Consider the following 24,397-nt stretch of genomic DNA (forward strand, 5'->3'; position numbering starts at 1 on the left):
TAAAACTGGGCCGGCTGTTCCTCAGCCTACCGAAGTGACCGGCAGATAGATGCGATCGCCTGAGAAGATCATATCCGGGCTCACGATATGATCCATGTTGAGCACGACCGTCTCCGCCACGTCCGTTGAATGGGTCCTGGCGATCAGGCGTATGCTGTCGCCGTCCTTGACCTCGACCCACTGATAGCCGTCTTTCTCCAGCGTTGGATTGGTGCGGCCCTCGGGATTGCTGCTGCCCGCGGGATGAGCCTCCACATAGTCGCCGGAGACCCAGCCGCTGTGCATTTCGCCGTCCGGTCCGAAACCTTCGACGGATATCCAGGCTTCCCCCGAACTATCCGTCGACGGCTTCGCGGTCTGTTCGACGAACGCTCCGGGTTGCAGGACGGTCACCACGGTCGAATCGCCGTCCGGCTGGGTCCGCAAATTCAGGCCGTCATCCGCCAGCACGACAAGTTGCGGGAAGTCTTGCGGCGGCGTTTGCGTCCCGGGATCAGGCTTGTCGGTCTTGTCGTCCGGCGGCGTATCATCCACGCCGGAAGGATCGTCGCCGGGCGTGGCGGGATCGGTACCGGGTGTCGTGCCGGAATTGTTCCACGGCTGGTCGTCCAGGCTGTCCCAGGCAAAGAGCAGCATGCCGATGCCGAAGGTCACGCCGAGCGCGATGCGGTCGGCATTCGCCCAACGCCCATCGGATTTCGCCGCTGCGTCGATTGCCTCGGGCGTCCTCGGCACAGACCGGCGATTCGTCCGGTCGGTCCTGTAGGCGGATGCCCAGAACTCGGCGCAGCCGACGGTGAACAAGGCGCCCGCTGTCGCCGCCAGCGGCGAGTGCAGGTTCTGAAGCGTGTAGAAGGCCGAGCCCAGAACATAGCCGGGGCCGGCGATGTGCTCGGCCACGTTCCGGAACACCGGCCGGCCGGTGATCGCTTGCAAGCCGGATTTCGTGCCGTAAACCACATTGCCGAGGCTGAAAGTGCCATTCACGACAATGTTCTCGCCACGCAGGAGACCCACTGTTGAACCCGGGGCGGCAAAGATGAACGTCGCCGCACTCGTGGCGTTGAGAGCGCGTCCCAGCGGCGTGTGATTTGCCGTGGCGTTCGGAAAGATCGACTGCGCGCTAAAGACCACGCCGCGCACGCCGAACGCCACGCCGGCAGTCGTGGCGGCCCAATGCGGCGGCAGCATTTGCCACAGCGTGTAGGACGAGCCGGCCATTGGACCGAAGGTCGCGACCAATTGCGCGTTCTCTTTGATGCGGGCATGGCTCAGTGCCTGGTCGACGGCAGCGGCCTGATCCGGCGTCATGGCCCCCTTGTGGGTTGCCCGGAAGGTCGTCACCTGCAGCACAGAAAGCGCGTTCGTCTGCTCCGTCGACATCCAGGCAAACTGCGTTGGCGTGAACTTGCGCAACTGGCCGGGGCTCAACTCGCCCAGCTGCTTCGGCGTGAGAGCCGCTATCTGCTGCTTCGTCAGCGCCTCGATCTGATGAATGGTCAGGGCGCCAAGCTGCTCACGCGTAAGCGCCGCGATGTGGTCCGGCGACAGCTTCGCCGTTGTCACGGGATTGCGTGCTGCAACGAGATCGGGATTCAACGCCGCGAACTGCGTCGCATCGAGATGGCCGAATTGGGCGGGCCTCATGGCGGCGAACTGTTCCGACGTGAAGGCGTTGCGCTGCTCGTCGCTGAGCTTGGCGATCTGGTCGGGCGTCAGCTTGCGCACTTGTTCGATGGTCAAGGCGGCAAGTTGCTCGGGTGAGAAGGCAGCAACCTGATCCGGTCGCAAGCCGCTGATGCGGCCAGGGGCAATGGCCTGCAATCTGCTTGGCCTGATCGCCTGGAGCTGTTCGGCGCTCAGCGCCCGCAACTGCTTCGGCCGCAGCGCCGCAACTTGATCGAACGTCAGCTGCCCGATCTGCTCGGAGGTCAATGCAGCAACCTGCTCGGGCGTCAGCTTGGCGATGTGCTCCGGCTTGATCGCGTGCAGTTGCGCGCCGGTCAGCGCTGAAATCTGATCGGCTGAAAGCGCCCTGACCTCCGGCCCGGTCGGCGCTCGCACAGGTTCCGCATATCCCGGTTCCGCCGCGGAGCTCACCGGAAGCTCGAGGCTGACGACCTTTCCACTGGCAGGGTCGAAGACTGCCCTGCCGCGGTCAGGCGCGGGCGGCCATGCGGCACCCGCGGACGATGCTTCGGCGGCAGTGTTCACCACCTGCGGCGTTTCACTGGCGTGAGGCGGCGCCTCGTTGACCACGGCCTCGGTTACCGGCGTCTCCGTTGGCGTGCTGACATCCCAGAATTCGTCGGCTGGCCGCAGGATGATCTGTGGGCGTTTGGGCGTCGATGCGCCCGGAGCAACGGCACCCTCGTTGCGGGTGAAACCGCCGACGAAGTTGCCGTCAGGATCCATCATCCGCCAGCCGTAGACCTCGCTCCACGGTATGCTGCCGTCGACCGCGGTCTCATCGACGCGGGCCATCCTGTCGCCAACTGGCCGGCCCATCGCCTCGAACTCGGTCGGGACGTGGAGGCGCGGTCTGCTTGGATTCAGCGTGTAAAGATAGGTGTAGCCTTGCTGGCGCGCGGCTCGCGACTCTTCCGCTACGAAGGTCTTCGCCCCGGAGACCGACTGGCTCGTACCGACGAAGCGGCCATGGGTATTGCCCATGACATAGTTGCTCAGCGTGATGCCTTGCGGATTGTCCACCCAGATTCCTGTCGGCGGCGATGGCGAGAAGCCCCCCGCGTCTCTGATCGCGCTCGGTGTGCGCGTATCGGCGCGGAAAACATAGGGGCCGACATTGCCGCGCGACGGTCGGCCGGCATTGCTTGCTTCCTCCGCTGCATTGGCAGGCTGACCGCCATCTTCCGGCAGCCTTCCCGGTACGTGGTCGTCGGATGCACCGCGTATCCAGGGCAGCACCACGGGCTCGCCGGTGTTGGGGTCGTGCATCAATATGTGCGTCTTGTCGGCCACCTCCGGCGCGTCGGCCGGCGCGCGCGGTCCATCGGACGGCGGAACATAGACCAGTTCCGGCCCCCTTGGTTCGGTGCCAAGCATAGCCGCGATGATCACCTTGCCGCTGTCGTCTTCGAGCCGCAAGGTTCGGCCCGGATTGGATTTGGTCGTTGCAGACTGAGGTTGTTGCGGTGTTGCCGCGGCCGGTTTGTTGTGTCCGAAGATGTTGCCGACAATCCCCGCATCGTCGAGCGCCCGCTGCAACTCCGCTGAAGGCGGCGCGTCGAGGAAGACCCAGCGCGGTTGATAGCCCGGGTTCTCGTTGCGCAGCGCCACGTCCTTGTTGATATGCTCCTGCAGTTTCGGCGTGAGCGGCACTTCGCGCATCTGGGCGACACCGTTGATCGTCGTCCAGCGATGGTAGGTCTTGACTTCGATCGCCTCGATGACGTCCTGGCTCTTGAAGACAGGCGCATCCACGTATCGCCCACCTTCGCCAACGACCGGGTGGGGCCCGCTCGGGTTGGCCTCGACCGGGAAATGCACTTCTCCATTCGATCCATTGAGTTCGCGCGTATAGGTCTCGCCGGCTTTCCATTTCTCGGGCTGCCGCATGTTGCGGACCTGTTGCAGCGAGTATGTGGTCGGGGGCGCCGCCTCGATTGCCTTCCTGGCCGGCGCCGCCTCTGTCGCCTTTCTGGCCGGCGTTGCTTCCGGCGGCACGGCATCTTCCCGCGGCCGTCCCTGGCTGCCCGGCACATGGTCCTGCGAGGCGCCGCGCACCCATGGCAGGACATAGGCTTCCCCCGTTTCCGGGTCCCGGTACAGGATATGCGACTTGTGCATCAGTTCCGGTTCGTCGCCGCGCGCTGGCGGTCCGTCGGCTGGCGGTACATAGACGTTCTCGGCGCTCCTTGGCAGCGGCCCGTAGCGCGTGGCCGTCACGGATTGTCCGTTCTCGTCCCTTATCTGGATCGGGCCGCTCCTGCGGCCGCCCACCTGCGAGGAGAGGAACGTCAGCACGCCGTCGGCAATGTCCTGGCGCATGAAACCGCCATCGACGATCGATGGGCCGAAATCGGTTTTGAACTGCTCGATCGCGGCGAGCTGATCCGGCCGTGCCGTCTTCTGAAGTTCGCTCAGGAACTGGTCCAGGGAGGCTTTGCCGCCCTTTGGTATGCCGGTCGAAGCTCCGTCGCGCGACATATCCAACGCATGGGCGAGCCAGGCCGGGATCGTCAGTTGCTCATTTTGCCCGTCGGCGCGATTGAAGGTCAATGTCGCGGTTTCGTTCTTGGCGATCGAAGGGGCGACCTTGGCCGCCTTGGATTTGTACTGGATCCTCACCTCGGCGCTGTAAGCCACCACGCTTGCCGGAACAGGAGGCGTCGACAGTGAAAACGTGTAGCGCGTGGCGGGCGTGCCATCCGAACCGTAGAGATTCTTATAGATGTTGCCGGCGCTCGGCATGTAGCGGGACTGCGGTGATCCGTCGGGCTGGAACCGCGCCGGAAGCCATGACTGTACTTTTGATTTTACCTTGTAGGTCGCTGAAGTCGTCATCCGATCCGGATTGAAGCCCAATACGCCAGGCAGCCCGTTGCGATCGTTGAAGATGACGTCGACCAGCATCGCCTCGGGGTTTACAGCGCGAACTTTCTCGCCGGTCAGCAGGACGATGTCTGCCGTAGGCGCCTTGCCGGGCACGGCCGAGAGCCGCAATCCACTCAGCGTCGGTTCATCGACGAGAGAAACCGTGTTCGACGGGTCGATCTGACCGGACTTGACGAAGTCACGGATCGACTGGATGCCATCACCCTGTCCGATGGCCGCGACGACTTCGGATGCCTTCGCCGGGTCCTTGACCGCGAACTGTATCTTGAGGGTTGTCGAGCCGAGGGCGGACTGAATCTGATCGAATGCCTGCGTCGATACGATGTCACCCGGTTGCAGCGTATCCTTGACAGCCAGTTCCGGACGCTTCTCGAAACCGACCCGCGGCATCTGGTCGACAGCCGCGACATGATTGGCCACGACCGGCAGGCGTATGCCGACCTTGGTCTCGGTCATGATGCGATCGAACGGAAGCGCGCCTTCCAGCTTGACGTGGCCGGAACTGTTTTCCGCCGGCACGCCAAAGAAATCGTGCTGGCCGGGTGCGAGCGTGACCTCCGAGCCTTTGAGCGAAGGCGTGTAGGTCATCTCGATCACGATGCCTTCGCCGTCCGGCGTCGCCCCGACAATGGCGGCATCGATCGGCTTGGCGTTGTAGCCGGTCGCGTCGCTGAATATCGCCTTGCTCGCCGCCGCCGAGAGATCGTTGCTGCGAACCGGAAAGGCCGTCTGATTGGACACCGGCCAGACACCGGCCTGGAGGGCGGTGATGTTCCTGTATTCGCGTGCCCGGTAGGATACGACGCCCTGCGTGCCGAGCGCGTCCTTGAACGGTGTCATGCTGCGCTGGCTGACACTGTCGACGATCGACCATCCGATCATGCCGAAATCGGTCTTGGTTCCGACGCCGAAGCCAACAGCCGCAACCGTTGGCGAGCCTATCCCGAATGCGTCGCCGGTGTTCAGCCGGGCCCGGAAAGTGACGCCGACACGGAAGTCCGGCAGTATCTCGCGAAGCGGCGTGCGCGGTATCTGGACGCCGTCCGGACCATAGCGCTCGGCCATCTCGCGGCTGGAGTAGTAGCTCTTCTCCTGCTCGTAGCGGGCCACAAGCTGCTCGGTGGTGAGCCCATCGAGATAGGCCGAGGGCGTCTTCGGATCCTTGCCGCTGGTGTAGACGTAGCCGCTCGTGTCGGGTTCAGGCATGCCGGCGAAGCTGCGTGTCTCCGGATCCCAGACGAGGTGAATCGGTCCGTCTTCTCCTGTCGGTTCACCCGGCACGATGATGGGATCTCCATCGGCGGGATGCGGTGTACCGGGCGCGGTCGACCCATGCGGATCGCGGCCCGGCATCATTGTCGAGCCATTGCCGCCGGCGTCATCGGTCTTGATCACTTCTCCCGGAATGACCGGGTAGCTGGGATCGTGGAAGACCTGCTCTCCCGTCGGCCTGTAAACGCCGTCGGCGCCCATCTCATGGACATTCATCGGACGCCCAGAGGGGCCAGGTTCCAGCGCCGGCTGCGGTCCCTTGCCGCCTGGCGGCTGCTGGTGCGGTCCGCCGCTGCCCGGCGGTGGGTTGGCGCCGGGACCATTGGAGCTCGCCTGCGTGCCGGTTCCCGGCCGCAGCGTGCGCAAACCATGGATGCCGAGCCCCGTGCCGGTGATGCCGGTGCCAAGACCCGTAAGCGCGTTGGCAAGCTGGAGACCGTTCATCTGGTCTCCGTTGACGGCGAGATCGTAGGCGGATGTCGCCAGCAAAGGTGCGCCGACAATCACCGAGCCGACATCCATTCCCCATGCGACTTTGTTGAGCCCGGCGGAGGACTGCATGTAGGTGCGGGTTTCGGCTGCTAACGCCCAGTTCGACTTGGTTGCGCCGATGCTGCCAGCAAAGGCGCGCGGACTGGCAGCCAGGCCCCTCAAGAATGACTCACTCTTCGCCGCCATGCCAATGGTGCGCACGCCGCTGGAAGCCATGGGCAGAACCGTGGTCGCCACGCTGGCGACATTCATCAGTGACTCGGTATCGTCCCACTTGCCGCCATGTTCCAGATGGTTGACCTGGTTTATGACCGCTCTAGTTCCGAGATAGGCCGCGCCCGTATAGGCCAGCGGTGCCGCGACAGGCGCGGCCGGCGTGAACGACAGGATGGTGGCTATGCCGGTCCCGATGCCAACCAGCGGATCGACAACCTTGTCCCAGACCGAAACGTTGCGCGCCTTAACGACCTCAAGCGCGACCTTTCCATCGTCTCCCGCCTTCATCTCCAGGCCTTTGGGAACGACGAGCTTGCCGTTCTCGCCAAACTGGCTGTTGTTGTCCTGGAAATCCCCGAGGTCGTCGAACTTCTTGCCGGTGACGTCGACATAGCGCGTGTTGCCGTCTCCGTCGCGCACGGCAAAGATCGTGACCTGCTGCGTCCCGACCTCGTCGTCGACATAGAAGATCGGCACGCTGCGCACATACGGATTGTCGCCGCCGATATCGCGGATCTCCTCCGTCACATTCTCGAGCGCCTCGCGGCCTTCCTCGGTCGAACTATTCAGGCCGAGTTCTCCGGAGACCTTTTCCTCAAGGTCCGTGCCGACCTGTTCCTGGAATTCGTTGTCGTAACCGCTGGCGAGCAGTTGCTGGAACTTCGGCTGATAGATGCCGTCGAGCGTCTGCTGCTCATGCTCGTCCAGATAGGTCTTGTCCACCGTGCTGTTGCGGTCGGCCAAGAGCGAAGGATCGCTGAGCCGAAGCTCATGATAGTCACTGAAACCTTGCACCACCCTGCGCAGATCCTCGGCCTGCGTTATCTGAAGCCTTGTCGCATCTAGCTTCAGCTTGGCGACCGCCAGTTCGGGATCGACCCAGCGTCCACTGGCATCGTCATCCTTTGTATCGAGGTCGATCCAGACTGCCTTCCCGCCCTCGGTCAGCGCATCGATCCCTATCTCGTTGTATTTCTGGGCAATTTCGGGCGCCACCTTGATCGTTTGTCCGCCGACATTGATCTCGACCGGCTGCACGCCATCGGGCAGCGTGCCAGCGGGGGCATCCACCGTTCCTGGCCCGTGTTCCGTCAACGCATTGTTGAAGTTGGTCTGCAGCGTCGTCAGCTTGGAGTTCAGGTCGGTAATGCTGTCGCCGAGCTGCTTGTCCAGGACGTCGTTCAGGGTCTTCGCCGCCTGCTCCTCGCCGGCCTTCGCTGCTCCAAGGCCATTGGCCGTGCACACCGGCCCGCTGGAGTTGGCGCCGCTCAGAAGCTGCTGCCAGTCCTTGTTGAGTTGGCGGTCCCGGTACTCGTCCCTGACGTTCTCGTCGCTCAAACTGTAGGTGAGCTGCTGCTCTGTCGTGCCCTCTTCGAACTGGTTGACCACCCACAGCTGGCCGTCGCGGATCTCCAGTTTTTGCGATTGGAAGAGACCCAGATAATCGCCACTGACTCTTTGATGCTTCTTTCCCTGTTCGAACAGAAACTGGTGCTCGTTATTGTATTCGGCGAGTAGCCTTTGCTCGAGACCCGTCTGCTGCGCGCCCACTTGCGTGGCATTGGCATGGGCGTCGAAGTAGTCCTGGTAGGCCTGCGCCAATTCGAGCTGACTGCCTGCTGTCGTCTGCAGGGCCTTGAGGTCCTTGTATTCCTTCGAATCCGTGGGAACGCCGTTCAGTTCGGCCTGCCCGACCAGGAAGTCGATGGTGAGCTTGTCGCCCTTGCTCAGATGCAGGCCGACTTCGGAAAACAGCTTGTCGACATTCGCATGGTCGGCGAGCCCCTGTGCATATTCCGTCTGCCGATCAGGGCCAGGATTGTCCGTCGACGTTACGGCCTGCGCATTGGGATCAGTCAGCGGCGTAAGTTCGCTCTGCTGGGCGATCGCATCCGCAAGAACCCGGCCGGCGTTTTCGTACTCCCCACGCGCATCCTGCGCGTTCTGCAGCAAGGTGTTGGCCTTGGTCAGCCGTTCCCGTGCGTCGGCAAGCGTGCCCTTCGGTTTCTGCGCGGTCCATTGCAGGCCATGAGGTGCCAGCGCCTCGTTTATGATGGTCTGCGCGCCATCGACGGCATCCTCGTAGGCTGGATCGAGCATATGGACGTTGAACTGCTCCTGCCGCTGGCCGGCCAGAGCTCGCGTCTCGGTGATGCGCGACAGTGCGATGTTCTCGGTGATGATGGCCTGGGCGACCTGGGGATCGACCCAGGTCCAGACGCCGTCGACCTTCATCGGCGTCCACTTTCCACCGGAAGGTGCGTTGCCCTGCGGCGGATCGCCGAACGGATCGACAACCCTGTTCTCACCGTCCAGCTTGGGCTCGATGACGGTACCCCGACCATATTTCGTCATCAGGTCCGTCTTGTCTTGTCCGGCTTTTTCCGCCGCGTCGATGAGACTGGGCAAGGCCTCGCCCGCCAGCAGCCCTTCGACGAAGGTCTTCACGACCTCGCCCTCTTTTGCCTCCTTGGGATCGCTGCTGTTGGGATTCACCGCCAACAGCGTCTTGGCCAACGCCTCCTGCGTGCTTCCTGCCTCGATCTTCAGGTCGGTGCCGGTGGTGTTGTTGTGCAGCGTCGCGCTGCCGTCAGGCCTGGTGGTCAGCGTATAGCCGTTGAAGGTGACCTCCACGGTCGTACGCGTGCCGTTTTCGATGGCGATCTTTTCGCCCGGATGGATGATGTCCGGGTCGCGAGGCGAATCGAATAGCTCCGGATTCGTGCGTCTGAGATCATCCAGCGTCACGCCATGTTGCTCAGCGATCAGGGTCAGGTTGTCGCCCGGCTTGACCTCGTACTCGACCGGCTTGCCGCCATTGATCTTCTCGGTGGTGGTCGTCGTCACCCGGCCGTCCTTGTCGGTTACGATCTTGGTTTCGGTCCCGGCCTTCGGATCGACGATCGTGGTCGTGGTTTCGCCCGTTTTGGTGTCGCGCACACTGCTGCGGGTCTTGCCGTTGCCATCGACGGAGTGAGACGTTTCCTTTCCGTCGGCCGTGGTCGTGACGGTGCGCGCGTCGTGCTGATAGTCGTGAGAGTAGACGGTCTTGTCGCCGCTGTGCGGGTCGACGATTTCGACCGACTGCACGTCCCCATTGCCGCTCGTCGGCGCCTGCGTCTTGACCTGATAGCCGGCGGCCTGCAATTCCGCGATCACCTGTTCGCTGGTGAGGCCGTTTTCCTGCGCGATCTGCTCGATGTTTTTCCCCTCGGCCAGACCGTCTTTGATATTCTGCGTGCTTGTCCCGCCCGGATCCTGCGCGGCTGCCAGTATGGTCTTGCGGCCGTCGGGGCCGGTGACGGTGGTCACGGGAAGGGACGGACCGGCGCCCGGTGTCACGGTTTCCACCGAAGCACCGTTGGGAAGCGACGTCCGCTCGGTGACGGTACCCGTGCCAAGATCGTCTTCATAGCGCGTCGTGATAGCGCCGGTATCGGGATTGTAGCTGCTGGTTTCCTTGCGTCCGAGCCCATCGCGGACCGGCGTGGTGGTCGCCGCGCCGTTGGGCTGTTGCTGGACGCTCGTATAGTAGCTGTCGTGCTGGTAGTCGTAGTATTGCGTGACGGTGCGGCCGCTGGCGTCCGTGATTTTCGTCGTGTGCACGTCGCCGTTGCCGCCGGTCGGGTCGGTGGTCGACACGCTCATCCCACCAGACCTGAGCGCGGCGATAACCTGTTCGCGCGTCATGCCGCGGGCAGAGGCAATCTGGTCGATGCTTTTGCCGCCGGTGACATCGTTGACAATGTTGCGGGCGGTCGTCGCTTCCGCGGCGTTGTCTTCGGGCTTGCTTCCGTCAAGTTTCACCTGCGTCAGCGTGGGTGCCACGAGATCGGGCCGCACGTAAAGAGCCGGAGTCACCGTCGTGCCGTTGCCGGATGTGCCATTGCTGGCGCTCACGACGTTGACGCCCGGCCCGGCAACCGGCGGCGGTTGCAGGGAACTTAATTCCGTATTGACCTGTGCCAGTTGCTGGCGGGCCTGTGCCGCCCAATCGCGCTCGCCCATCCGGTTGGCAAGCCTGATCTGCTCCCGAAGCTGCGCTGCCTGCGCCTCCAGCCGCGCGACCTGCGCGGCATTTGCCGAGGCGTTGACCTTTTGCGGCTGGACTGGCGGCTTGATGAGCGTTATCGGGCGAACCATCTGGACGACCTCCGGAAATCACTGTTGCCGGCAGCCTGGCTGCCGTCACGCCCGCCCGATTGCAACCTTTCAGGTCTTATCGAGGGGGCTTCCAATAAATGCCGAAAGCAGCAAGCTGTTCTTCCGACTGTTTCACCCGTTCTGCGGCATTCGTTTCAGACTGCACTGCCGTCAGTGCCGCAAGAATCTCGACGGCGGCGAACGCCGGCGCCATGCTTCGGAAGAACGACTGCGAATTTGACGTGACGATGATCGTTTCCCGCGCGATCCGAGTCAGCGGCGACACGCTGCTGTCAGTGATTGCCACCACGCCGACGCCCTGCCGAGCCGACTGGCGCGCCACGTCGATCGTCGTGCGTTCATAAGGCGACATGCCCACAGCAAGGAGCACATCGCCACGTCCCGCTTGCTGGAGAGCGTCCAGACCCTGTCCGGCCATCTCGCCGACAAGCGCCACCTTGCTGTCACCGCCAGCCACAAACGACATGATGTGAACGAAGTGGCTCGCGACCGGATAGGCGGAGCGCGAGCCGAGAGCGAACAGATTGCGTGATCGCGCAAGGAGCCCGGCGGCGGCGATGAATTGCATGGCATTGCCGTATTCACCGAGACTTGAAATCTGAGCCGCGAGTGTGTCGGCAACGACGCCGGCAGTCGAATATCCCGGAGCGCCATGCTGTTCGATACCCCGTCGCGCCGGCTCACCGGCGATTGTCTCACGCAACGCGCGCGCATAGAGGCTGCGCATGTCCTCATAGCCATCAAGGCCGAGCCATCGCGCCAGCCGCATCATCGTGCTGTGCGAGACACCGGCGTGGTGCGCCTGCTCACGCATCGACATCAGTGCGACATCCTTGGGATGATCCAGCACGAAACGAGCGGCGACACGTAGTTGCGGCGGCATATTTTCGAACCGTTCGACCAACAGCTCCGCCAAAGGACCTTTTTCCATCCTGAAATACCCCATTCACCCGGTTCGAAGGTTACTCCTGGAACGCCGGCAACGCAACAGTTGGAACTGAAGTGGACCAAATATTCCAACTGGACTTTCAATTTCGGTCATGCTGCCTTAAGTTGGTTTCGCAACCTGCCGGATCGCAGCGGTGTGAGTCCGGAGTTTGTAACTTGAATAGTCCCTCAAGGAGACAATGATGGCTGCTACCCCTCCCATTACGTCCGGCTCGGCTGGGTCGCCGGAACAGAACCTGGACAAGATGATCAAGCACCAGGAGCGCATGTTTGGCCTGGAGATCACGAAAGAGATGGCGAAATCCCAGCATGACATGCTGATGAGCACCGCAAGGACGCTCGGCCAGTCGGCTGAAAAGGCCTAGCGCAAAGACTCTCGAACCCATACGCCGCCGCAAGCAACCGGCGGCGTACTTGCACGGCAGAAATCGTTCAACGCCGTCGTCAGGCTGCATTTGAAATCGTCATCGGCGGGAGATGAAGTGGCATGACCGCTAATCCTATCGGCAGATATCTGGATGCGGCGCCAGCGCGCCTGCTCCGAACGATTGTCGCCCCCTCCCCGGCATCCGGAGGTTCCGTTGCGCTCAGCGTAACCCACGGATTTCATGCCGGCGCCGAACTCAGCCTGGTCGGGCCACTGTATACGATCGGCTCCAGTACCGAGTCGGACATTGTGCTCAGGGATGCCGGCATCGCGCCGATCCACGCAAGGCTGCGGCGCAAGGGCAACCAGTTTGAAATCGAGGCCGTCCGCGGTGATGTCACTCTTGCCACAGGCGAGACCATCCACGAGGGACATGGCAGAAGCTGCAGGCTTCCACTCACCATCAGCGTCGGCGACGCCCGTATCCGGCTGGTCAACCCGGAACGCCCCCCGAGCCGGTGGTCCTTTTCCCATCGCTCCGTCCTGATTGCGGGCAGCGTTCTCTTTGCCGTATTCGCTGTCTCCGTCGCCGCGAACGGGTTCTCTTTCGCCAAGCCCGACATCGGCGCAAAGGCATCCTCTCACGACGGCGAACCGATCAGAATGGCCTTAGCCGGCGAGCCGGGCCAAGAAGTCCTGGACGATTCGTCGCCGGCGCAAATCCAGAGTGCCGCCGAAGCGGAAAGCCAGCTCAAGCTCCGTCTCGAGCAATCCGGCATAAGCACATTGACCGTTCAGCAATCACCGGGACGCCTTGTGGTCTCGGGCATGATCCCGAATGACAAGAGTGGCGCCTGGACGGAGACGCAATCCTGGTTCGACCAGGCGTTCGGCGCGCACATTCCCCTGGTCTCCAACGTCATGATCGGCAACGCGCAGCAGGCTCCGCGCCTGACGCTGCAGGCGATCTGGTATGGCGATCGGCCTTACGTCATCGCGGCCGACGGCGCGCGCTATCACGAAGGCGCCTTCACCAATGACGGCTGGACGATCAAGCATATCGGTGAGACGGAACTTCTCCTGACCAAGGGCGGCGCCACGGTCGCGCTGAAATATCCGTGAACCGCCGGCTTGAAGGGCCGCGACTCGATTCGGCAAGGATGGACGCAGCCGGCCGCGAAGTGCGGCAGGCGGAAGGCGTGCGCGGTCAGGCAATCAACCGGCGACGGATGAATGGCGTCGACAAAGCCGCAAACCGTGCTCAAGGGACGAAATCGGCCGCTGCGGCGGAAAGGCCGGAAACCGCGGAATTCCAGCCGTCTCAAGGTGCCGCCGGCGAATCGCTCGACGAGATACTCGCCAACTTCGTCATGCCCGTTGTTCCCGAGCCAGCCATCCTGCGTCGCTCCGTCCCTATTCTCCAGCATTTTGTAACGCACCTGGTCCCCGGCCTCGAGGGCGGCGAGCAACTCAAGACGTTAGCCAGAACGCTGATGGAGGATGAAATCGAGCGTCATCGCGAACTGCTTGGTCGCATGCAGGGAGGAATCGGAATCTGACCGACCCGCATGACACGGTCCATCTGCTGCATGTCCTCGGCTATCTCTACGGGTGTCATGGGCAGGCAAAGCGGGGCGCAGCGTACCTGCTTATCGCTGCACAGCTCTCGCCGGGAAATGCCGGCGTGCTCAGGACATTGGCGCATCTGCTCATACTCGATGGCGAGGCGGAAAAGGCGCTGGCCACGATTGCCAGGCTGGAGACCTTGGAAGGAATGGACAACCCGGCGCTTGCATTGCTGAAGAGCCGCGCCTTGCTCGTGGCCGGGCGTAAGACAGAAGCACACAGTGCCTTAATCAGTTTCCTGTCGCAACGAGGCGTCGGATGACCTTGTCGGAGCGACTTCTGCAATTCCTTGCCAGGCTGTCACGCCGCAGCGATCTGGTCATTGCCGTCCTGATGCTCGTCGCGGTGGTGATGATGCTCATTCCGCTGCCGACGTTTCTCGTCGACATTCTCATCACCGCGAACATCGCCATCAGCGTGCTTATCCTGCTGGCTTCGTTTTACGTTTCTCATCCACTCCAGTTCTCGTCGCTGCCGTCGGTCATCCTCATCGCCACCTTGTTCCGGCTGGCGATAACGATCACGACCACGCGACTGATCCTGCTCCAGGCAGACGCCGGCGAGATCATTACCGCGTTCGGCACCTTCGTCGTGGGCGGCAGCATCGCGGTCGGCCTCGTCATCTTCCTGATCATCACCGTCGCACAGTTCATCGTGGTTGCGCGGGGTGCGGAGCGCGTCGCTGAGGTCGCCGCGCGTTTCACGCTCGATGCGCTGCCGGGCAAGCAGATGAGCATCGATGCCGAGTTGCGCAACGGCGACATCGATCAGGCGGAGGCACGCCGTTTGCGCCAGCAGCTGGAGCGTGAGAGCCAGCTGTTCGGCGCGATGGACGGCGCCATGAAATTCGTCAAAGGCGACGTCATCGCCGGCATCGTAATCATTCTGGTCAACCTGATCGGCGGTTTCGCGGTCGGAACGCTGCAGCACGATATGTCCGTGGGGGATGCGGCAGCGACCTACACCCTGCTCACCGTGGGCGACGGGCTGGTGGCGCAGATACCGGCGCTGCTCGTCGCCGTGGCCGCCGGCACGATGGTGACGCGCGTCGGCAGCGCGGACGGAACGGGCGATCTTGGCCGGCAGATAACCAGCCAGCTCCTGCGGGACTCCCGGGCGCTCGGGCTCGCTGCGGTGATCATGGTCGGCCTCGCCCTGGTGCCGGGCTTCCCTTCCATCGTGTTCCTGATCCTTGGTGCCTGCTTCGGAGCGGGCGCCTATGCAATCAATCGCCGCACCGCAAAGGAAGCCGAGTCCAAAGAGATCGGCCAGATCGCCGTGCACGAGCAACCGGAAAATGCCGCGTCGCTTTCAGCAATCCGCGCCGGAACGCTGCCTCCATCCGACCGCGTCGTCGTACGCCTCGGAACCGAACTCGCACGCTCGATCCCGGAGCCCGAATTTGCCGCGCTCGCCGACGGCGTGCGCCGCGAACTCTTCGGCGATCTCGGCGTCGACGTTCCGGCCATTGGCATGCAGGTAGACGAGATGCTTTCACCACGAAGCATCCGCATCGATCTGGAGGGCGCACCAATCCTGGATGCCGAAATTCCTGCCGACCGCGTTCTTGTCGAAGCGGACGCAACGCATCTCGAACTGCTCGAAGTAACTTACGAAAAAGGTGCTTCGATTGCCGGTCAGCGCAAATTCGTGTGGGTTGATGACAGCCAGATATCGGCACTGAAAGAAGCCGGTTTCGTCTTCTCCACACTGGCGGAAACAGCGGCCAAATGGACCGGAAATGCGCTTCGGCTTTATGCCGGCCATTTCGTCGGGATCCAGGAGACGCGCAGGCTGCTGTCGGACATGGAACCGGACTATGCGGATCTGGTCAGACAGGCACAGGAGATCGTGCCGTTGCAGAAGATCGCGGAAGTGCTTCGCCGGCTCGTCGGCGAGAACGTGCCGATCGGCAATCTGCGGCTGATCCTCGAAGCCCTGATCGAATGGGGCCAACGCGAACAGGACGTCGTCCTGCTGACGGAATATGTCCGCACATCCTTGAAGCGCCAGATCAGCTTCCGCTCCGCCGGCCGCAACAACATCATCGCAGCCTATGTCTTGCAGCGCTCGGCCGAGGATATCTTGCGAAACGCAGTGCAGAGCACATCGACCGGCACATTCCTGAACCTTTCGGACGATGATGCGCAGGCTTTGGTCACCGAAATCGAGCGGGCGCTGTCGCAGAACTCCACCGACGTCTCGCCAGTCGTCCTCGCCGCGATGGATGTGCGCCGCCATATGCGCAGCCTGCTCACGCACAATGCCATCGAGCTTCCGGTTCTGTCCTTCCAGGAACTCGCGCAGGAATTCAACGTCCAGCCATTGGCCACGATCGCCGGCCGCTCCGGCAGAGCCGGCGCGCGAAATGTCTCGCAGTCGCTGCCGTCGGCTCAGACGAAAGCCGGGCAAGAGGCTGCCTCATGACGCCAGGCGGACGGAGGGGGACAGTTGGGGAATTCAAATGCTCAGGAGAGGAACGGCATGACAATCCACGATACCGCAGCAGGCGTTCGGTCCGCCGCTTTCGCAGGGCGGACGGATATGCGCTGGCTCGCTATCGCGACGGTCGGCTTCTTGCTGGCGTTTTTGTTTACACCTGCAGACGCGACGGCACAGAACGCATCGCCATTGCCGAGCAAGCCATCGCTCGACTTGCCGGTCGGGCAAGGACGCTTGCTGCGGTTCAATGAACCGGTCGAATCCGTCCTGGTTGCGGACACCACGATTGCAGACCTGCAGGTCGTGTCGCCGAGCATGGTCTATGTCTTCGGCCTCAAACCCGGCCTGACCAACCTCATTGCAGTCACCGCCGATGAGCGGATCGAAGCAACGGCCCAGTTCCGCGTCACGCCCGACATCACGCCTGCCAATGAAGCCAAGCGTGCAATGCAGCCGAACTCGGCGACAAATCTCCACATTTTCGGAACCCGCATCGTTACCACAGGCGAGGCACGAGGCGTCGATGAGGCAACGGATATGGACAATGTCGCCCGGACCTTCTCGCCGCCGGAACAGCCGCCGCTGAACAATATGACGGTGCAGGGCTCGCAGCAGGTCAATATCCGGGTTCGCTTCGCCGAGGTCTCACGCACGGAGTTGCAGTCATACGGCGTCGACTGGTCGGTCGGATACAGGAGCGGCGGCTTCGAATTCAACATGTTCCAGGACAATGGCGTGCCCTCGGGCAACGGCAATTTCGGCTTGAACCTGGATCAGGCGCACGGCATCAACTTCGACATTCTGGTCGAAGCGCTGCAACGCAATGGCGTCGTCAAGATACTGGCCGAGCCGAATCTGACGGCGGTGACCGGTCAGACGGCAAGCTTTCTCGCCGGCGGCGAAATTCCGGTTCCGATTCCGCAAGGAACCGACGGCGTCACCGTCCAGTACAAGCCTTTTGGCGTTTCGCTCGGGTTCACCCCGACGCTGATCGGCCGCAATCGCATCGCGCTGCATGTCCAGCCGGAAGTCAGTTCCTTGTCGGAGACCGGGTCGGTAAGTGCCAACGGCTTCGCCATGCCAAGCTTCATCGTGCGCAGGGCCGACACCACGGTCGAAGTGGCGAGTGGTCAGACCTTTGCGATCGCGGGCCTTTTCCAGCAGCGGACCTCGCGCAATCTGGAGAAATTTCCGGTTCTCGGCGATGTGCCCGTGCTTGGCCCGCTCTTTCAATCGCAGCGTTTCCAGCACGAAGAGACCGAACTGGTTATCCTGATCACACCCTATCTGGTCGCGCCGGTGCGCGACAGCCTCGCCACGCCGCTCGATCGTCCGGCAGCCAAGCGTGCCAGTCGCAAGCACGCCAATGACGCGTCGGCGACGGGTCTGATCATCAAGTAGTGGGGGAAACGACCATGACACTGCGCATCGCCCTTTGCTCCGTTCTTCCAGCTCTGTTTCTGGCCGGCTGTGTGAACAGCCCGCAACAGCGGCAGGATTATTCTCCCGGCTACAGCTATGTTTCGACAGATACGGGCGGCTCCGAGAAGGGGGTCGGCGGCTCCGTCCTTGCTCCCAACGCATGTCTGGCCGAACCGGCCGATGACGACAATTCTGCCGCCAGGACCGATCTGACAATCGTCTCCGGCGTCGGCTCCCACCTGCCGCCCGGCTGCGCCAATGCCTACAATCTTCAGCGCATGGCCGAAAGCCAGCGTGACCTCGTCGAGGGCCAGCGCATGGGGCCGGCGGCAGCAGCACCCACGGCACGTGCGGCCCGTCGTTACCTCGACGGCGAAGAGGCTCCGACAGGCGGAGCCAACAGCGCGCCGTCGACGCCGCAAACGACGCTCCCGGTCGAGTGAGCCGATGCGGCAATCGCTCGCGTAGCACTGCTCTACGCGTCGGGCCTGGCGGAAGACCGCTTCAGGGTTTCCGCTGCTCCGATCCACTAGAGCTGTTCATCGTTTCACGGAAACGCAGAACCGCTCTATCTTTTTGTTTTGACGCAATTCCGGACGGAAAACCGTTTCACACTTTTCCTGGAATTGCTCTAGCCGAGGATGGAGCCGAGTGCTTTCGCTTTGGCCTGGGTACTGCCTTTCGACCGGATGGTCCTGGCACGCGCAAGCAAGGTGGCAACCTCCTTGGTCGTCAGGCCAATGGGCGGCGAGGCCCTGACCTGATCGGCCTGGCCGAGAAGTCCGTAGACCATCACCAGATTGCGCTTGTGGTGCAATTGCGCGCCAGGTGCGGCGGCAATCTTCTGGACCAGCGGCAATGCCGTGGCGGAATTGTCTTCAAGCGCTGCCGCCAGCGCCATGTTGGTCTCGACGTCGAGATCGCCCGGCGCAAGTTTCAACGCCTGGGCGAACGTCGTCTGCGCCTCCCCTGTCTGGCCAGCAAATGTCTGCGCCACGCCCAGACGATTGTAGGCGCTGCTGGTATTGACCAGCGGCGCGGCCTGCGCGAGCGCGCGCATGCCGGCATCGATATCGCCCGCCTCTATCATCGCCGAGCCAAGCCCGAGCATTGCCCCGCCATCATTGGGCGCTTTTGCGAGCGCGCCCTGATAGGCTTTGGCAGCGTCTGCGGGATAGCCCGCCTTCATATAGGCGTCGCCCGCCTTGACGAACGCGATCGGCTTGGCGTCCGGCATCGCTGCCGCGCGCTGGTAGAGCGCGATTGCGGTGTCACTTTCTCCGCGCGCATCAATATCGTCGGCAAGCTTGATCAGTCGCTCGGATTGCGAGGACGGGCCCTGGGCCTTCGCCTGCACAGAGCCAGTTTTGCTCGTCTGGCAACCGGTCAGCGCCAGCATGATGATGACGACTGGCAAGAATACGACATGCAACCGCATATCCACCTCTCGGTATTCAAGCCCGCCCCACCTTACACAGAGCGTCGGCCGACTGGAACCACAACAGTGCGATAAGATTGCAACATGGCCGAAGAAGCTGAGGAAAAGAAATTACCGGCGTCCGACAAGAAGCTTCGTGACGCCCGCCGCAAGGGCCAGGTTCCGCAGAGCCGCGACCTGACCTCTGGCTTCACTTTTTTCGCAGCGCTCGCCTATGTCTATTTTTCCTGGCCGATGCTGTTCAAGCACTTTTCGGAACTCGTGCAGACCGTGACGGCGCCCGGCGGCTCGTTCGCGGAGGTCAGCCTGCGGGCCATCCGCCATTCATTCTCGTTGCTGATGCTTGCCACATTGCCACTGGTCGGGATCGTTGTCGTTCTCACCGTGGCCTTCGGCATGCTGGGGACGTTCGGGCCGGTCTTCTCGTTTGAGCCGCTGAAGCCGCAGTTCGATCACATAAACCCGGCGAAGGGCCTTCAGAAGATCCTGTCGCTGCGCAACGTCATCGAGTTCACCAAGGGCCTGATCAAGGTGGTGCTGCTGGCAAGCCTCTTCGTCTTCATCTTGATCGCGTGGCTGCAGCCGCTCTTCGATGCGCCAGGCTGCGGTCCGTCATGCCTGGAGCCTATCATCAAGGCGGTGCTGACACCTCTTGGCATCGCCGCCGCCCTGGCCTTTGTCGCCATCGGCGTGATCGATGTTCCACTTCAGCGCTGGCTGTTCCTTCGCGACATGCGTATGACAACGACCGAATACAAGCGTGAGCACAAGGATCTCGAGGGGGATCCCTTGATCCGCCATGAACAGCAGCGGCAGCGGCGCGAAGCGGTGGTGCAACCCGCGAAGCTGGGCGTGAAAAATGCGGTCATCGTGTTCGTGTCCGGCGACCGTGCCGTGGCGTTGCGCTACGTCAAGGGCGAAACGCCGGTGCCGACGGTCGTCGGCAAAGGCCAGGGCCGCGCAGCCGACGAGATAACAACGCAAGCGCGCCAGGCAGGTATTCCCATAGTCGAGGACGCTGCCGTCGCCGAAACACTCTTTGAGGATGCGAACACCGGATCCTATATCGGCCAGCAGATGTTTTCGCCGGTCGTTCGCCATCTCGTCCGACACGGCCTCACTTGAGGCGAAGATTCGCGGTCGTGCTTCAGTTCCCGATGTGGCAGCGAACCTTGATGCGAACGCGTGTGCGAGGCTGGCGCCGCGATCCGCGTCTTGCAGCACTCGCCTTTATCCTTGCCAGAAGGGCTTGGCGAGCTCTGCCTCGACCTGTCGTTTCGTCAGACCGATATCGTCGATCAAATGCGGATTGTCCTTCGACATTTGCTCAAGTTCCCAGCGAAAGCGTATCCGCTCGCGCCAGGTCCGATCGCGCCAGGTCGCGATAATGCTTCGCAGGGTCGTCAGGCGCCGACGCGACGCCGGCCCCACAGACGTTCCCGGCCGCGCTGCCTGATGCGGGGCCGACGCAAGGATATTGTTCATGGCAACCTCCATATCGTTTGAGGGTCCGGGGACCCCCCACCTGAAAGAGGTTGAATTCTGCAGGATACGAACAGCGTCGTAATTAAGCCCTCCCAAATAGTTCTCAAAACTTCCAAACGGGCTATAGATGCGCCGTATGCAGGGATCGCGCTTTGCCTTTGGTCCGTTCGTGCTTGATTCCGACGCGGGAACGCTGCTTCGGAACGATGTCCCCGTTGCCGTTGGCTACCGCGGGCTAAAGCTGCTTGCGGCGCTCGTCGGACGGCCCGGCGAAATCCTGGGCAAGGCCGAGTTGATGGACGCGGCGTGGCCGAGCACGGCCGTCGAGGAAGGCAACCTCACCGTCCAGATCGCACAGCTGCGCAAGCTGCTTGGTCCGCCCGCCGACGGGGGTGAGTGGATCTCCACGGTTCCGCGCGTCGGCTACCGCTTCACGGGGGCGATCGAACAGCTCGGTGGCGCGAAGCGAAAACCTTTGCCGCTGCCCGACAAACCATCGATAGCCGTGCTGCCCTTCGTGAATTTCAGCAATGATCCCGAGCAGGACTCCTTCGCGGATGGGTTGACCGAAGACCTGATCACCGATCTGTCCAGGATCTCCGGCCTGTTCGTCATCGCGCGCAACTCGACCTTTGCCTACAAGGGAAAAGCGATGGACGTGCGCGAGATCGCTGAGGACCTTGGCGTGCGCTACCTGCTGGAAGGCAGCGCAAGACGCGCCGCGGGGCGCGTGCGCATCAACGCCCAGCTGGTCGACGCGGCGAGTGGTGAACATCTATGGGCGGAACGCTTCGATCGCAGCCTGGAGGATATCTTTGCCGTTCAGGACGAGGTGACGGCCAAGATCGTGGAGGCGTTGCTCGGCCGGCTGCGCGCGCCGCCGCCGCGCAATCGACCCAAAAATCTCGAGGCTTACGATCTCTGCGTGCGGGCGCGCAAGCTGATCGATGATTCGCCGCAGACGGCGCGGGAAGCGCATCTGATGCTAACCCGCGCGGTGGCGCTCGATCCGGAATACGCCGAGGCCTATCGATGGCTTGCCATGAACCACTGGATGGGATGGGTGCATTGGGGCGAACCCATCGAACCTAACCGTAGCGTTGCTTTGGAACTGGCGCGCAAAGCTGTGGCGATCGATCCCAACGATGCTGGCTGCCATTGGGTGCTGGCCAACCTACTTGCCTATGAGCGCAGCTTCGCCGAGGCGGACGCGGAATTCGCCAAGGCGTTCGAGCTCGACCCGAACGAGGCCGACGCCTGGGCGACATTATCCGACATCGCGGTCTTGGCCGGGCGGGTCGAGGAGGGTCTTGAGCACATTCGCAAGGCGTTCCGGCTGAATCCGTTTCCGCCAAGCTGGTACTATCTGACGCTCGGCGCGGCGCAATATGCGGCCGGCGAATACAAAGCCGCTGTCGAGACACTGCGCAGGGACGAGACTTATCGAACAAGCTCACGCCGTTTCCTGGCGGCAAGCCTTGCCCAACTCGGCCGACTCGACGAGGCGCGTGCAGAGGTTGAGATGTTCCTCGTCAGCAACCCGCATTTCACAACCCGCCACTGGGTCATGACGGAACCTTTCCGCGATGCTGCGACGCTTGAGCATTTCATCGATGGCTTCCGCAAGGCCGGCCTTCCGGAGTGACGTGCCGGCGTGATCTTCCAAACGACTATCCGAAAGCTGTCATGCGTGCGGCCTACTCCTCAAAGCGACCTGTGGCGTCACGGTCGCGTTCGTATCGTCTCGTGAGCGGAAACGGCGGCAACCAGGACTCGCGGCGAACGGTCCACAGTTCATAGGTTGGCTTCAGCTGGTCGGGGGCATCCAGGGATCCCAGGTGCACCTCGATTTCATCCAGGGTGCGTGCGAAAACGGACGAGCCGCAGCGGGGGCAGAAAAACCGCCCGGCGTAGTCGCGTGTTTCGCCCTCGATCGTTACTGCATCCTGAGGGAACACTGCCGCGGCATAAAAAAGGGCGCCATGATGCTTGCGGCAATCGAGACAGTGACAAATACCGACCCGGTATGGGAGGCCCGACGCCACAATTTTGACGTTGCCACAGAGGCAACCGCCGGTGAATCGGTCCATGCTGCGTCTCCTCTAAGATCAGGCGGCCAGAATGGCTACAACGAGCAGCACTGTCATTGCAATTGCCCGCTGCCTGCGGAAACGCGTCGCCCCGACGGTGCAACAACGCTCAATCTCACAAATGCGGGCTTGCGCTATCGGTAGGACGTGCGGCTAGTATGCGCAGCCTGATCACTGGACTTCGAAAGGCCAGCCATGCCGCCGAGCGAAACGATTCCCCGCGAGCCGAGTGAGCAAACTGTTCTCTCTGTTCAAAATCTGACCGTGCGCCTGCCCGCAAACATGGAGCGTGAGAACGCAGTCGAAAACATATCCTTCGACATGCTCAAGGGTGAGATGCTCTGCATCGTCGGCGAGTCCGGCTCCGGCAAGTCGGTCACCGCAAACGCGATCATGGGCCTGCTGCCGTCTTCAGTGCGGATTGCGCAGGGAAGCATCCGGTTCAAGGGCCACGATCTCGCCAGCGCCGGCGAAGTCGTGATGCGAAGCCTGCGCGGCCGTTCGGTCTCCATCATTTTCCAGGATCCGCTTTCAGCACTCAATCCGCTGATGACTGTCGGCCAGCAGGTGGCGGAGGTCATGGAAGCACACCGGTCCGGCACCTCGGCGACCCGCGCCAAGGCGGTCGTCGACCTGCTCGGCGAAGTCGGCCTGCCGGAGCCGGAGGTCCTGCGGCACCAGTATCCGTTCCAGCTCTCCGGCGGGCAACGCCAGCGCGTCATGATCGCCATGGCGCTGGCGCTCGAGCCCGATCTTTTGATCGCCGACGAGCCGACCACGGCTCTCGACGTCACCACCCAGGCGCAGATCCTTGCCCTGATCCGGCGGCTGCAGCGCGAAAAGAACATGAGCGTCATGTTCATCACGCACGACTTTGGCGTCGTCGCGGAAATCGCCGATCGCGTCATCGTCATGGAGAAAGGCGCGATGGTCGAACAAGGCACCGCCGCCGACGTGCTTGGCAATCCGAGCCATCCCTACACCAGGCGGCTGATCGCCGCCGTCCCGCATATGATCGAGAGCGAAACGAAGGCGCGTGACGATGCTCCGATCGTGCTGGAGGTGCAGAAACTCGACAAGACCTATCGGCCGGGCATCGGCTTCTTCTCGCGGTCCCGCATCGTGCATGCCGTCAAGCAGGTCAGCTTTGAAGTGCGCCAGGGCAGAACGCTCGGCATCGTCGGCGAGTCCGGTTCCGGAAAATCGTCGCTGGGCCGCGTCCTGCTAAAACTCCTGGACAGCGACGGGGGCAGCATCCTGTTTGACGGCAAGGATATCGCTGCGCTTTCGGACTCCGAGTTCCGGCCGATGCGGCCGCACATCCAGATGATCTTCCAGGATCCATTCGCCTCGCTCAATCCACGGCAGACTATCGCCAAGATCCTCACCGTCGGCCCGATGGCGCATGGCCTGTCCGCCCAGGAAGCGCGCGCGAAGGCGCTGCAACTGCTGCGTCTGGTCGGGCTCGACGAGGGTGCCTATGGCCGCTTTCCGCACGAATTCTCGGGCGGCCAACGTCAACGGATCGGCATCGCACGGGCCCTGATGATGGACCCCAAGGTTCTGGTCGCCGACGAGGCGGTCTCAGCCCTCGACGTCTCCATCCAGGCGCAGATCCTCGATCTGCTGGCGAGCATCCAGGAAGAAATGAAGATCGCCATGATCTTCATCACGCACGATCTGAGGGTGGCGAGCCGCATCTGCGACGAGATCCTGGTGATGAACCGCGGCGAAGTCGTGGAGTGCGGTCCGCCTTCGCAGATATTCCGGTCGCCACGTCACCCCTATACGCGGCAACTGATCTCCGCCATTCCCGGCAAGGAATGGGTCCCCGCCGCCTGAGCCGAAGGCGATGCT

The 24,397-nt window shown here is 62.6% G+C and carries 15 protein-coding genes; 10 read left to right on the forward strand and 5 right to left on the reverse strand.

Annotation, left to right across the window (positions count from 1 at the left end):
- Positions 1 to 21: 21 nt before the first annotated feature.
- Together D3227_RS05825 and D3227_RS05830 are read right to left on the reverse strand one after the other, a co-directional pair.
- The gene (locus D3227_RS05825; RefSeq protein WP_120013176.1) at positions 22 to 10,701 is read right to left on the reverse strand and encodes a LysM peptidoglycan-binding domain-containing protein; all 10,680 of its coding nucleotides are present in this window, start codon (positions 10,699 to 10,701) and stop codon (positions 22 to 24) included.
- Between the two features lie 76 nt (positions 10,702 to 10,777).
- Positions 10,778 to 11,638 (reverse strand): MurR/RpiR family transcriptional regulator, encoded by an 861-nt coding sequence (locus D3227_RS05830; RefSeq protein ID WP_120013348.1) that lies wholly within the window; start codon positions 11,636 to 11,638, stop codon positions 10,778 to 10,780.
- 214 nt (positions 11,639 to 11,852) lie between these two features.
- Here D3227_RS05830 and D3227_RS05835 point away from each other — a divergent pair, with 214 nt between their 5' ends.
- The 7 genes from D3227_RS05835 (at position 11,853) to D3227_RS05865 (ending at position 17,970) form a co-directional block, all read left to right on the forward strand.
- The gene (locus D3227_RS05835) at positions 11,853 to 12,035 is read left to right on the forward strand and encodes a hypothetical protein (protein ID WP_147377579.1); all 183 of its coding nucleotides are present in this window, start codon (positions 11,853 to 11,855) and stop codon (positions 12,033 to 12,035) included.
- A 122-nt stretch (positions 12,036 to 12,157) separates the two neighbouring features.
- Complete coding sequence (locus D3227_RS05840; RefSeq protein WP_120013178.1) at positions 12,158 to 13,159, forward strand: SctD/MshK family protein; 1,002 nt, start codon at positions 12,158 to 12,160, stop codon at positions 13,157 to 13,159.
- A gap of 38 nt (positions 13,160 to 13,197) precedes the next feature.
- Positions 13,198 to 13,596 carry a hypothetical protein gene (locus D3227_RS05845; protein ID WP_120013179.1) on the forward strand — a complete coding sequence of 133 codons (399 nt, stop codon included), beginning with the start codon at positions 13,198 to 13,200 and terminating at the stop codon, positions 13,594 to 13,596.
- Positions 13,597 to 13,721: 125 nt separating this feature from the next.
- Entirely contained in the window at positions 13,722 to 13,925 is a 204-nt protein-coding gene (locus D3227_RS05850) for a hypothetical protein (RefSeq protein WP_245451663.1), read from the forward strand.
- Positions 13,922 to 16,090: a type III secretion system export apparatus subunit SctV gene (gene sctV / locus D3227_RS05855; RefSeq protein WP_120013181.1), complete on the forward strand. Its 2,169-nt coding sequence runs from the start codon at positions 13,922 to 13,924 to the stop codon at positions 16,088 to 16,090. Before D3227_RS05850 ends, sctV begins: the two co-directional genes overlap by 4 nt.
- 57 nt (positions 16,091 to 16,147) lie before the next feature.
- Positions 16,148 to 17,506 carry a type II and III secretion system protein family protein gene (locus D3227_RS05860; RefSeq protein ID WP_245451664.1) on the forward strand — a complete coding sequence of 453 codons (1,359 nt, stop codon included), beginning with the start codon at positions 16,148 to 16,150 and terminating at the stop codon, positions 17,504 to 17,506.
- Between the two features lie 14 nt (positions 17,507 to 17,520).
- The gene (locus D3227_RS05865) at positions 17,521 to 17,970 is read left to right on the forward strand and encodes a hypothetical protein (protein WP_208646340.1); all 450 of its coding nucleotides are present in this window, start codon (positions 17,521 to 17,523) and stop codon (positions 17,968 to 17,970) included.
- 188 nt (positions 17,971 to 18,158) lie between these two features.
- On the opposite strand, the gene D3227_RS05870 is transcribed toward D3227_RS05865, so the two are convergent.
- Positions 18,159 to 18,965, reverse strand: a complete 807-nt coding sequence (locus D3227_RS05870; RefSeq protein WP_120013183.1) for a tetratricopeptide repeat protein — start codon at positions 18,963 to 18,965, stop codon at positions 18,159 to 18,161.
- Positions 18,966 to 19,049: 84 nt separating this feature from the next.
- Here D3227_RS05870 and D3227_RS05875 point away from each other — a divergent pair, with 84 nt between their 5' ends.
- Positions 19,050 to 20,090: an EscU/YscU/HrcU family type III secretion system export apparatus switch protein gene (locus D3227_RS05875; RefSeq protein ID WP_120013184.1), complete on the forward strand. Its 1,041-nt coding sequence runs from the start codon at positions 19,050 to 19,052 to the stop codon at positions 20,088 to 20,090.
- Between the two features lie 105 nt (positions 20,091 to 20,195).
- On the opposite strand, the gene D3227_RS05880 is transcribed toward D3227_RS05875, so the two are convergent.
- Positions 20,196 to 20,450 carry a DUF1127 domain-containing protein gene (locus D3227_RS05880; RefSeq protein WP_167480612.1) on the reverse strand — a complete coding sequence of 85 codons (255 nt, stop codon included), beginning with the start codon at positions 20,448 to 20,450 and terminating at the stop codon, positions 20,196 to 20,198.
- A gap of 127 nt (positions 20,451 to 20,577) precedes the next feature.
- Here D3227_RS05880 and D3227_RS05885 point away from each other — a divergent pair, with 127 nt between their 5' ends.
- Positions 20,578 to 22,095: a winged helix-turn-helix domain-containing tetratricopeptide repeat protein gene (locus D3227_RS05885; RefSeq protein WP_208646341.1), complete on the forward strand. Its 1,518-nt coding sequence runs from the start codon at positions 20,578 to 20,580 to the stop codon at positions 22,093 to 22,095.
- 52 nt (positions 22,096 to 22,147) lie between these two features.
- Here D3227_RS05885 and D3227_RS05890 read toward each other — a convergent pair whose 3' ends face one another.
- A complete protein-coding gene (locus D3227_RS05890) occupies positions 22,148 to 22,540 on the reverse strand; it encodes a GFA family protein (RefSeq protein WP_120013187.1) in 393 nt (130 codons plus the stop codon).
- 195 nt (positions 22,541 to 22,735) lie between these two features.
- Here D3227_RS05890 and D3227_RS05895 point away from each other — a divergent pair, with 195 nt between their 5' ends.
- Positions 22,736 to 24,382, forward strand: coding sequence for an ABC transporter ATP-binding protein (locus D3227_RS05895; RefSeq protein ID WP_120013188.1), 1,647 nt, complete (start codon positions 22,736 to 22,738; stop codon positions 24,380 to 24,382).
- Positions 24,383 to 24,397: the final 15 nt, after the last annotated feature.

This window comes from Mesorhizobium waimense (assembly GCF_003601975.1).
Taxonomy (GTDB): Bacteria; Pseudomonadota; Alphaproteobacteria; order Rhizobiales; family Rhizobiaceae; genus Mesorhizobium; species Mesorhizobium waimense.